Source organism: Pseudoalteromonas sp. APAL1 (genome assembly GCF_021532475.1).
Classification (GTDB): Bacteria; Pseudomonadota; Gammaproteobacteria; order Enterobacterales; family Alteromonadaceae; genus Pseudoalteromonas; species Pseudoalteromonas lipolytica_C.
Genome location: NZ_JAKGAW010000077.1, coordinates 1 through 11,830 on the forward strand (window position 1 = coordinate 1; position 11,830 = coordinate 11,830).

The window sequence follows — 11,830 nt, forward strand, 5'->3', positions numbered from 1 at the left end:
ATAGCAGTTTCGCTCGCGCGGAGAAAATTGCGATACTGAGAAAAAATCGATCGCAACCATCTTAAATGGTTTCAAACTAAGAACATACCCAAGACAATTTATTAAAAATTAGTTTTCACACAGTCTGGGCAGAAAGCCGCCCTTTTGGAAATAGGTGTTAAAGAGAAGTATTAAAAGATTTCCTATAAATTACATTCATTAATCAATAACTGACTTATAGAGTCAGACTTTTTTGATAGTTTAAGGAGCTCATCATCCTTTGAAGGGGCTGTTGAATAGTTGAATTCTGAGCTAGAAAGAGTGTTCTTGATTTCTAAATAGTTAGATGAGAATTTTTGACAAAATTCAGTTATCTCCGCGTTAACTATTTCTTCGGAATTTTTCTTGTTCCTCATGTATAACTTGTAGTTCTCCGTTACAACTTCTAAAGCTGCATGATCGTAGCGTATGGTCGCAATCACTTCACTATCTTCGATTGTATAGTCAACAATATTAACAGAAATAGGTCGTAAGATGTTGGCCTTCTCGCTGTAGCTTGATAAACCGGCTTGAGAATTGTTAACAATGAAATAAGCGCCTAGCTTTTGAGCTGCTTCTTTATATATTAAATCTGCAATGTTGTACTCATTAACCGTGAGGCCGATAGTTTTAAACTTGATAACTCTGACAGTATCAGCCGCATGAGCGCCATGGCTCAATACAAAAATGACTAGTAAAAATACAAATTTCATAAATCCTCCTTCAAGCTGAAAAGTATAAATTATTGAATGCAGGTTTGTGAAAATATAAAAAACACAATGAGGTTTTTTTATAACCTATTGTAAATAATTGATATTTAGTTTTGTTTTTAACCGCTGCACGAAATGAAATTTATGAAATGATTAATACAGTTTTAGTTATTGGAGGTCGTTTTAATGAATTTATTGAAAGCGCTAGCAAATGGGGCTTTTATATCGATTGTATTCCATGCGATCGGGAGTGCTTATGGTGCAGAAAAGGTTAGTGTCAATTTAACGCTCGATAATACCACTGAGTACGACGCACAAGTAATAGAGTATTTACTTCACAAAAAAGCTGTGGAGCAAGCAAAAGTAAACCTCAACACGAATGTTATAAGCGGCAATCAATTATTGCCGAATATAAGGGCAAAACTTAAAGAGCTAAACATTAAGCAAGAGCAAAGTACCCTTAATGCAACGGCTACTTTTGAGTTAGCTGAAGGTCCTGAGTTAATGGCTAATAAGAATACTATTAGGATTTATGACGAAGTATTTCTGTTTAATGGCGTCGAAACAAAACAATCATCAATGAAAAAAAGACTCAAAGAAAAGGTGTTTGAATATAAATTCTTTGCTGATATCCAAAGCAAATTATCTAACCTAGTGACAATATCAGACTATAAAATCAAAGAACCTCAAATTAGTGAAGACCAAATGATTTATGGTGGCCTTAAGCTCTCAGAAGTATTGAACATCCGCGCTTTAGTTGCAGCCCAAAGTTACTCTCGTAAAAGTATCTCAAATGGAGTAAATATTCGAAATGAAGAGTGTGCGCAGCTTGATTCAAATCTGTTAGATGTAAACCCTCAATTTCCATCGATTGGAAAAACTGCACACTGGCCAGAATTTAAAGTAGGCGTATCGATGCTAACACTCCAGCTCTTGACTGGGTTATCTCCAAAAGTTTTAGAAATTGATTTTACTAAAAACTTACTACTATCCGAATTGCAAAAGTCTAGAGCGAGAGTAAAAGACTATAATAGTGACTTATTGCCTTATTCAAATATGTGGGATGCATACAGAGAAAGCATAGAGAACTTCAAAAATGTATTAAATGGGCAGACGTCCAATTTATCTGAAGAATATATGGGGAATATTGAGGCATCACCTTTCAGTCAATATCCGTTTGCAGATGTTAAGCAAGTTACAATGCACCTTAGCTTTGATGAATTAATTAGTGAAGGGGACTACGATGGTATTGAGTTCAATGATTGGTTTTGGGGTCCGAAAAACTACTATGGAGTACGAAACAGCTATATTAATCGCGTAGATGATTTATCGAGAGGCAAGCCTTACTTTTTTCTTGTGATAGAGGTTTCAGGTGTAAAATTCTATCGAGCTGTCCTAGATGTAAACTTTATTCATAACAAGCATAGTTCGGCAAAAGTAAATTTAATTCCAATAGATGTTTTGTCATTTTTACCAGGGTCAGAGTTAAATATCTTTAATCGAACAGACTACCGTAAGTTGTGGCTAAAATCTTTGGAACAAGTATCCGTGACTGATGGTTCAATGAGTAATCGAGCAGTCAATATACTGCCAAAAGAAACAATTGATTGTTTGCCCGATACGTTTGCTTTTGATGTAACACTAAGTGAGTTGTTTGCTTTTAGAAAGGGGCAGACTGCATTACTCGACGGCGACTTTAACCCGGTAAAAAATTCACATGGAGACTACGTTGTTAATCAGAATGGTTTTCTAGGTTTAATGTCTACAGAAGAGCCCGCCTTTCCCGTATCTGTCAGCATGATGGGTAACTCGATAAATATTAGCTATTACAAAGACCATAAAATTGGGGATATAAGCGTTTATTTTGAGAAAAAGGTATTTTAATCAAAAAATACTGAAATTCAGTTGAAAATCACGCTTTTAAAATTTTTTTCAATTTTAAGATTAAGCCAGACTCAATATTCTGGCTTTTTTTTATGGATTTTACAATTTACTCAATCGGTGAAACAGCGTTCATGTATGAGGTTCTAATGGGCCTTCGAAGAATGTTTGATTTTGGCTTTTCATCTTTGCATATTTTGATAGGTGCTACAGCTCTACTTTCACTGATGACTCTTGTAGTAAAAAGTTGGATCAACCCAAACTCTAACCCAGTACTATCTTGGTTTATTGGGCTTTGCATGTTCATGGTCTTGTGTGGTCCATTTTCTAAAGTAGATGTTGTTATTGAGTCGGTAAGAACAGGAGATGTGTATTATGTGAATGATGCACCTGGCATAGCAGCTGTTATTGCAATGATGACCTCAGGAATGTATGGGCTTTCACGAGATTATGAAGATTCATTCGCCTCACCGGATGGTTATCAGGCTGGTCAATTTCTCGATCCGATGAGAGCGCTAGTGGCGCTTGATAAATTTGGATATATGGGCTCTGAAGAACTAGATTCAGGCGTTAATGCCCAAAGGTACAGAATCAAAACATCTACAATGAACTACCTTCAAGACTGTGTAATTTGGGATCTTCAAGTTGGTGGCAATGACGCTGAGCTAAATGCTGACAAAATAAAAAATGCCCCAATGGAAAACTTCCTTGAGTCTATAAGAATTAATACACCATCAAGAAGCACTTATATTCAAATAGACACTCCTGCCATGGAGCTATTAACATGCCCAAACGCATACTTGAAGCTCAAAAGTTACTTTGATAGCTCAAGTTTCAGAGAGATGACTGACAGGTTTTTGCAGAAAGAAAATGTAAAACCACAAGATGTTGAAGCCGGTGCGGAATCGATTTCTGCATTAAGCGCGACAATGAATGCATATCATTTAGCGACGGGAAGGTATTTATCAAATGTTTTTGCTGAAGCTGCTGCAAAAAGTGGGGATATGCAAGGGCTCCGCTCTGAACTTACTTTAATAGAAACAAAGTCTCAGCGACATTACCAAATGGCCGCGGATAGAAACCTAGCTTTGGAGCTATCAATTGGTTTTGCAACCTTCATTGAGGCCTTTGTGTTTTTCTTGATCCCAGTTATTGCAATCATGCTTGTAATGGGTGCTGAAGCTATGAAATCAGCTGCTATGTTCTTTGGGGTAACTGTGTGGGTTAACTTGTGGCCGGTAACCATGAGTGCGGTTAACCTTTTTACTTTACTTGCTATTCAAGGTCGATTCACATCAGTGTCAGCTGGTGGCGGTGGTGTAAGTGCAATCACATTTGGTATGTGGGGGCATAGCATGTCAACAATCGAATCATTTATTGCAGTGGCAAGTAGTTTGGCTGCTGCAGTTCCAATGCTCACTTTATATATACTGCATAGGGGTGTTCACACCATGATGGGTGTATCTAATAAGACGTCTCCTGATACAAATATTGATTCCAAGAAATTGTCACCTGATGTCACAACATCTGCAAATGGAGGTAAAGCAAGTCAAGGTGATACTACTATGCAAGCCAGTGATGTTCATTCCTCATATGGGCAATGGAGCCAAGCTCAACTGAATGGTGGACAACGAAATGATGTAAGTATTAATCCGGGTGGCGCAGGGCCAGCCTCGGGTTACCTTAAACAGTCATCAGCTGAGTTGTCAGCGATTGGCTCTAGAAATACTCAATTGGCAAATACTGAAGCCGCTAGCCAAACATTACAAAAAACTGCCACTGATAGTAAATCTGCTACTTTAGATTCAATCAAAGGGTATAAACAAGGAAAGTCGTTTGAGAGTGTGGATAGTTCACAATTATCACAGGACGAAGCTTTCTTAGCGGCACAAACCGCAGCATATGCAACTGAAAATAACATGAGTTTATCTGATGCATATGATCACGTACTACAGGGCTCGGCAAGCATGGTAGCAAAGGGGGCTCCATCAATAGCAGGGTTTGGTTTAGGTGCTGATGCGAAAGCAGCGATCACAGCAAAAGCGGCATCACAAAAGCAAGTAGGCGCCTCAGAAAGATTGTCAGAGGACGAACGTGCACAAGTTTCTGAATCGATAAAAGCAAACTGGGGGAATGCAGTAAAAATGGCTCAATCATCGAGCAGTGATAACTCAGTTGCAAGTAAAGAGGCGGTTTCCCGACAGGAAGCTGTTACAAATGCTCATACAAATATGCTTCAAGCTCAAGCCCTTGAAGCTGAGGGGAATACAGCTAGCTCCGCTTCAAAAGTAATGACGCAGATGAATGCGGGTGAGGTTCAAAACTCAACCACAGGAGCAAATAAAGCATCAATCGGCTCAATTGTTTCAACACTTTCAGATGAGCAGCAGCATGTTCTTTTAGGTAGTTTGATTGGTGATGAAGGCTTAAATAGTTTATCTGGTGACAAGAGAAGTGCTTTAATTTCTGAGTTGGGAGATAGGTTCGACTACCACAAAGAGCAGGTAAATAAAGGTGATAACGCGAGATTACCGGAAAGCCAAAAAAATAATATTGCTTTGGCCAATACGGTTACTGATGCAATCGCAAGAATGTCTGGAAATACTGAAGTGTTGTCTACAGACCATAATGGTAACCAACTTCCTCTTTCAACTGGAGTTACAGCACTTAAACAAGCTAATACCGAAAGAGGAGCTTCTGCAGGCTTAATGAGAGAATTAGGTGAAACACTACAAGCGCCGAGCCTAATTTCACTTAGTGACCAATTGAATGGATATAAACCGAGTGATAATTCACATATTCCAAAACCTGAAGATAATACTGGCATAGACACCAACACTTTAAGTAATGATGTAAATAGTGGCATAAAGACTGATCCAACAAACATGTTCAATAATGAGCGTAATGCACAAGCATTTGCTGAACACAAAGAGCAATCTCAAAACGAGGTTAGTAGTAGAGGGGCATCTGGTACAGGTGCTGTTAAAGCTAAGGGTGAGGATGTTGTTTCTGAGTCAGAAGATAAAAATGCAAATAATTTAGCGCATGCATTTGGATCATTAAAAGTATTAGGCTCAGAATCTAATGAATTATCTGGCGGTGTAGTTAGTTCTATTGGCTCACTATTCACCTCTTCAGTGGGTGAGGCTGTTACGGATGAGTTTAAGAAGTCTGGTAATGGTGAAGGTATTAATTCGAATCTAATTGAAATGGGTTTTAGTGTTTTATCAAACAATACACCAGAAGCTATTAGAAACTTACTAACTAGCGCAGCAAATGGTGAAGGTTCGATTATTAATGGTGAACGCTTATCTCCAAATGAAACACTAATGTATGCTGGGGCTGTTCAAACAGCAATGCGCCCTGAGTCCCTAGCTGCCTTCAATGAAAGTTTAAATTCAAACTCAGCTCTTCTTGCTTCAACGCTACCTAATAACCCTTACAGAAATGCTCAAGAAAATATCTCAGCTGTACAGGAGATGAGAGAGAATGAATCAATTAATAATGCCCTGAAGAGTAGTGAGTTAATTGCGGCATACTCAGCATTGGCAAACCTTGATGACGGTCAAATTGAGGACGTAATTGCAGCCACGAAAGGAGATGATAGTTTCTTAGGTATTAATGATGCTAAATACGCTCGTCATTTAGAAGCGCTAAATGAGTTATCCCCACAGTTAGGTTTAGAACCTCAGTACAACCCATCAAGGTATAAAGATGAGCCAAGTCAAAAAGGTAGTTTGGAATCAGTAAACTACGACTCTCAAGCTAGCTCAATGGCTGGGTTTGCTGGATTAAATGAGAGAGAAAATTTAGATCGAACTGAAAACAGATCGAAACCTAGTGGCCAAGGTCTTGTTGAGGGTATTACCAAAGGAAATTATGACCAAGATGCCAAAGAGATAGCTAAATATGCGTTAGCAAACTTTAATGCAACTGGTGATACATCAGGAGTTAGCTTTAAGGAACTTAATGATCGAAATTTAGATAATTTTAAATCAGCACAAGTTTCTAGTCGAGAATTTAGTATTCCTGACTTTACTAACATCACCCCTAAAGCAATGGAAGATCTGAATAAGATGAGGGATGCACTTTTAATTGCAGGTAAAGATAGCGAGGCAGAAACACTAACAAATACAATTGCTTCTATTACTTCAGATGAGCAAACTAAAAATGGGTATGAATCAAGTGCATCTAAGGAGCATGAAAGCCAAGTAATTAATAACGCAATTCACTCAGAAGGTGTTTCTAGTAAAGCGAAGGAGTTTGCCGCGAACGCCCTTTATGGCACAAGCGATACTCCAAGAAATCTTTCTCATGATGACATGAGAGATCTACTTACAATAAACAACTTACTAAGCACAGCTCCAGAAGCACAAAGAACATTAAGTGAAGCGATCACAACTGCCTTCACACCAAATTATAGTGATGCCGGTACTAAAGATGCAAATCCACCTGTAAACAGCCTTAATTCAAGCGAAGCATCAGTGCCGCAACAGTCTGTAAATGAAAGTGATTATGATAAGAGCTCTGTCACACAACAGAATTCACTGAGCGAAACACCAAAAAGCTTATCAGTTGATAATAACCGTGGTGAAGCAATAGAAGAAACCCCTATCAAGCCAAGTGAGGTAAATAGTGGGGTTAACAGTACTGGTAAAGATGAAAGCGGGAATGTTCTATCTAAAGAGACATCGAATGCAGGCAATGATTCAAGGGATCGTATTGATACCTACCAATATTCTGGCACAAAAGATGATTCTTATCCGAATACTACAGATTCAGGTCGTTCTTTAGTGGGCACACAATCAGAAAACCTTCAGGCTTCAGAAAGTACTGGCGGCACATTAAATAGTGAGGGTGGTTCTACTGGCAGTACCACTAGTCCAGAGTTGCAAAGCAGCCCTACGAGTACAGACCAATCAGAAAACCTTCAGGCATCGGCAAGTGGTGGTTCTATTGTTGCTGAGCCTAGTCTAAAACCTGACACAAGCGGTGATAATGTGCAGACTCAATCACAGTTAATTGCTTCTAATTCTTCTCAGAAAGGTGAGTCTTTTGAGCAATCTAACTCAGATGAAAGTTCAGTTGTGAACAACTCTAGATCTGAGAACCTAAGTTTTAATGAAACAAACGCTAGTGAAGCAGAGATGGTTAACAATAGAGAAATTTCAATTGAAGAGAGAAACCCGTCTGGCCTACATCCTGTAGCTGGTGGTGAAGTCACTATGACCGAGTCACAAGAGGTTGGATTAAGGCAAGTTATTGATAATACAGAAATGAGCAATGATGCATTATTAAAAGCGGAAAATATCTTGTCTCTAGGTTCAAATTCCAATTTGAGCTCATTTATAAAGGAAGAAAAAGCCGAGCTATTAGATTTGGCTGACAATCTAGAGGCAAATAATTACATAGCTGAATCATTACAAATCAAAAGAGCGTTGGAGAGCTAACATTGACGGTGACATTAGAGCAAGAATCAGCAGCTAACGATGTTAATAATCACTCTTTGATTCTTGCTACAGCAGGTAGTGGTAAAACAAAAACATTAATTGAAAAAGTAAAAAACGTACTAAAAATATCATATGACAGGAAGGTTATTCTCGTTACATTTACAAATGCGGCCGTCAACGAAATGCAAGAAAGGTTGGAAATAGCTCTTCCACAATCATCAATAAATAGAGTTTCTGTAACTACATTTCACAGGCAGTTTCTTAACCAAACAAAGAAACTCATGCAAGGTAAGCTACTAATTGGAGCAACATACTTCAACTTTATTGAGAGGTTGAAGAATTACATCGAGAATGAGCACCTACTACCGGAGTTAAAAGTAACATTCAGTGACATTACGAGCATTTTGAATGATCAGCCATTAGATGAAAAAAAAGGGTTTGATAAAGACGCTGTTAAGCTAGTTAAAGAATGTTATCAAGAGTTAAAGATAAAGAACCACCTTTATGACTTAGATGACGCAACCAGGCGCGCGGTAGAAGGAACTTTAAGTGGGGAAATACCGCTATTAAATTGTACAGACCTAATGATTGATGAGTTTCAAGACACAGATTTACTACAATATGAGTGGATTGCCCTGCAGGGGCGCGGAGGGATTAATCTAACACCTGTTGGAGATGATGATCAAAGTATCTACTCATGGAGAGGCGCTAGAAGTTATGAAACAATGCTTAAGTTTAAAGATGAATTTACACCCAATATTCATATGCTTGCAAAGTGTTTTAGATGTAGACCTGAAATAATAGATGCCAGTAAAAATCTAATAGAATTTAATAAAGATAGAATTCACAAAGGTATGGTCTCGGGGAAGGAAATTGGTGGCACTGTTAAAACATACATACATAAATTTAAAAAAAGTATGCTGTTAACATTTTTGGAAAACTACAATAAATATGATGGTGAGTGGGCGATCCTAAGCAGAACTAATGTTGCATTGGACTCAATAGAAGAGTTTCTGATAGAACATGAAGTAGCGTATTCAAGAAACAATCAAACAAGTATTTTTAAAACAAGCGCTGGTGATTTCGTAATTAAACTGTGTTCATATCTTTTAAATAAGTTTGCACACTACCATCTGTCAGAAGTTTTAGGGTACTTAAAAGAGGATGAGAACCTAATTCCTTTAATTTCTGAAAGTATCAAGAGTAATTCTGATATTGAGTCATATCTTAATAATTATGGTCAATCAATTAATGGAACGGCTTTTGAAATGTTCTATTCAAATTACTATTTATTTGAAAATACTCATGATTGTAAAGAGATAAACACCAGAATTGATTTGTTGATTGATTTCATCATAGAGCGTCGCTCAAAAGGCGACAAGCTGAATAAATGCGCTGTTGAAACATTGCTTCTTGAAGGGCTCAAGACAAAAACAGGCTCTTGGTTCGAAAGAATTAAGCTTTACTCAGATAAAATTAAAGAGCAAAACAGTAAATCTGAAATTGATAAATCAGTGGTAACTTTAACCACATACCATGGCTCTAAAGGTCTAGAGTGGACTAATGTGGCTATTTTTGATGTTATCCACGAAACAATGCCAAATATGCAGTCACCAATCGATGAGGAAAGACGTTTGCTGTTTGTTGGGATGACACGCGCTGAACAAAGGTTATTTATTCATAGCTACTTAAATAAGGCTGATATTGATGATTTAAAGGATGTGGGTGAATTGGCACTATTCAAAAAAGATTACGAATATAGCCCACCAATAACATCAGATATTAATGATGTTTGTTTTCCAAGCGAGTTTATCGAAGAGATTTACTACACTAACGATTAATCTAATGTTGTTTGCCTTATTTCTGGAAATTTAATCTTTTGTATTGTTGACTAAAAATTTATAAGCAATTATATTGATTATAACCCTAAAGGTTCAGCCTTTAGGGTTAACCAATCAACACAGACTATCAACGTCACAACCACTCTTATGAGTCATTATCGGAATACAAATTTCCAATAATGATTTCTCAATCCACTTTACCTTTTAGGTCTTTGATTTTTGCACTATGCATAATTATGCCTATTGGTATTTAAAGTGGCTTCTAGCTGTTGAAGTTAAATCTCAGCGTTAATACCTTCTTGGTATTAAGACGGTTGAAGTGATTCTTTCACAAATACCTAACCAATTCCTATACGGGATACTCTTCTGTATAGGAATCGAAATCTCATTCGATGCGACCGCTATACAGATCTACTTATTTTTAGTTCTGCGTTTTTGGTCAAATGCATTGGAGGAGATTATGGATATCATTCTTATATTACTGGCGTGCACATATGTTGCAATCAAAATTCACAGCATCATCGTTAAGCCAATTCTATCAATAGCTAGTTCAAGCTGGGGTTAATTTGAATAAACTAATTCCAACCTACTCGGGCTACAACAATCACAATCAGTTAAAGATTCAGAGTGTATATTGCATTGTATATGACAGGTTAACGTTAAAAGTTTTAGCAACAGCTGAAACACATAACGAGGCCAGTCAAATAGCAACTGAGATATTCAACAAAGACAAAGTATTCGCTGTTCCCGGTGAAATTAGGTTTTCAGATGAGAGTATTTCACATAGTAATATTCTTGGAATGAACCTTGTTAATTTTGAATTCTTTGTTGAAGCAAATATGAGTCATCCACTGATTAAATCAACTTTCACAGGCGAGCATTAGCTCCCTGTGAATTTCTTTATTGGTTATACCTATCCAGCTTGAAGCAGGATGCTTAGGTATAACCAGTAAGGAGAAACCTATGTTTGAAGATACCGCTTTTCATATTTTCGACAAATCAACATCAACACTTACATTATTCACAGGTGAGATAAAACAGATTGATGTTAATCATTTAGACAAACCAGACTACCTATCAGCTGTAAAGCAAAAGGCCATTTCTAGTGGCTTAATTGGCGAAAGTGATTTTGTATGTGAATGGGACGTTTAACAGATAGTAGGGTAAACCTTACTCTCTGAATGGGCTTTATATATTAGAGTTTATTCAAAGGGTTACGGTGAATATTGCCGTTATTTTTGATTAAGTCGTGCGATATTTTCTTTATGTAATTATATCTACATCAGTTTTGATGATTTTATAACTTTATCGAAAATTCACCGAGAAAACCCCGTGATCAGAGCGAAGTGATGTCGCGGGGATGAGTCTGTGTCACCCCTGCTCTTGAATATATTTTCGTATTATCTCTGCACTAGCATTTCCTACAGAACACACAAAGTATCCATCCGACCAAAATGTTTTCTCTTTCTAAAATTGGTTTTTGAGGTAAGGAAATGATTTCCAGATTTTAGTAGTTGTCGCTTGTTTGATCCTCCCTGCGTACTGGCCTACAGAATATCGAGTGCCGATTGTAATCAGCATATGAATGTGATCTTTGTCTATTTCAACCTCTTCGATCCAGAAGTCAGAAGATAGAGAAACATCGAAAACCGTTTTCTTAACAAACTCACCCAGATTTCCGTTTAGTAAAGGTTTTCTGTACTTAACTACCAGAATTAAATGAAGTGCAATTAAATATTTGCAGTGAGATTTAGTTTCATATTCCAACTTGACAACTCGACCTTATACAGTAGTCTATACAGTATATGAAAAAGACGCTCAGATACAACTACAGGCTAAATCCTACCCCAGAGCAAGAAGCTAAGCTTATTGAGTTTGGTGCGACAGCGCGTGGCATTTGGAATCTGTTGTTGTCTGAAAATATGCGTCG

7 protein-coding genes and 1 pseudogene are annotated in these 11,830 nt (G+C 37.5%); 6 read left to right on the top strand and 2 right to left on the bottom strand.

Annotation, left to right across the window (positions count from 1 at the left end; all coding sequences use genetic code 11):
- Positions 1 to 182 precede the first annotated feature (182 nt).
- On the bottom strand, positions 183 to 731 hold the full coding sequence (locus L1264_RS20625; RefSeq protein ID WP_036973812.1) for a hypothetical protein: 549 nt from the start codon (positions 729 to 731) through the stop codon (positions 183 to 185).
- 183 nt (positions 732 to 914) lie between these two features.
- Between L1264_RS20625 and L1264_RS20630 the strand changes: the two genes are divergently transcribed.
- From L1264_RS20630 to L1264_RS20650, 5 genes are all read left to right on the top strand, one after another.
- A complete protein-coding gene (locus L1264_RS20630; RefSeq protein ID WP_036973813.1) occupies positions 915 to 2,612 on the top strand; it encodes a hypothetical protein in 1,698 nt (565 codons plus the stop codon).
- Positions 2,613 to 2,704: 92 nt separating this feature from the next.
- Entirely contained in the window at positions 2,705 to 8,059 is a 5,355-nt protein-coding gene (locus tag L1264_RS20635; protein ID WP_235404525.1) for a conjugal transfer protein TraG N-terminal domain-containing protein, read from the top strand.
- 8 nt (positions 8,060 to 8,067) lie between these two features.
- Positions 8,068 to 9,900, top strand: a complete 1,833-nt coding sequence (locus tag L1264_RS20640) for a UvrD-helicase domain-containing protein (protein ID WP_235404527.1) — start codon at positions 8,068 to 8,070, stop codon at positions 9,898 to 9,900.
- A 566-nt stretch (positions 9,901 to 10,466) separates the two neighbouring features.
- Entirely contained in the window at positions 10,467 to 10,784 is a 318-nt protein-coding gene (locus L1264_RS20645; RefSeq protein ID WP_036973816.1) for a hypothetical protein, read from the top strand.
- Between the two features lie 79 nt (positions 10,785 to 10,863).
- On the top strand, positions 10,864 to 11,052 hold the full coding sequence (locus tag L1264_RS20650) for a hypothetical protein (protein WP_036973817.1): 189 nt from the start codon (positions 10,864 to 10,866) through the stop codon (positions 11,050 to 11,052).
- A 219-nt stretch (positions 11,053 to 11,271) separates the two neighbouring features.
- Here L1264_RS20650 and tnpA read toward each other — a convergent pair.
- Positions 11,272 to 11,667, bottom strand: a pseudogene (tnpA, locus tag L1264_RS20655) (IS200/IS605 family transposase).
- A gap of 38 nt (positions 11,668 to 11,705) precedes the next feature.
- Here tnpA and L1264_RS20660 point away from each other — a divergent pair.
- On the top strand, positions 11,706 to 11,830 hold a 125-nt coding region (locus tag L1264_RS20660), incomplete at its 3' end, for a helix-turn-helix domain-containing protein (protein ID WP_235404529.1).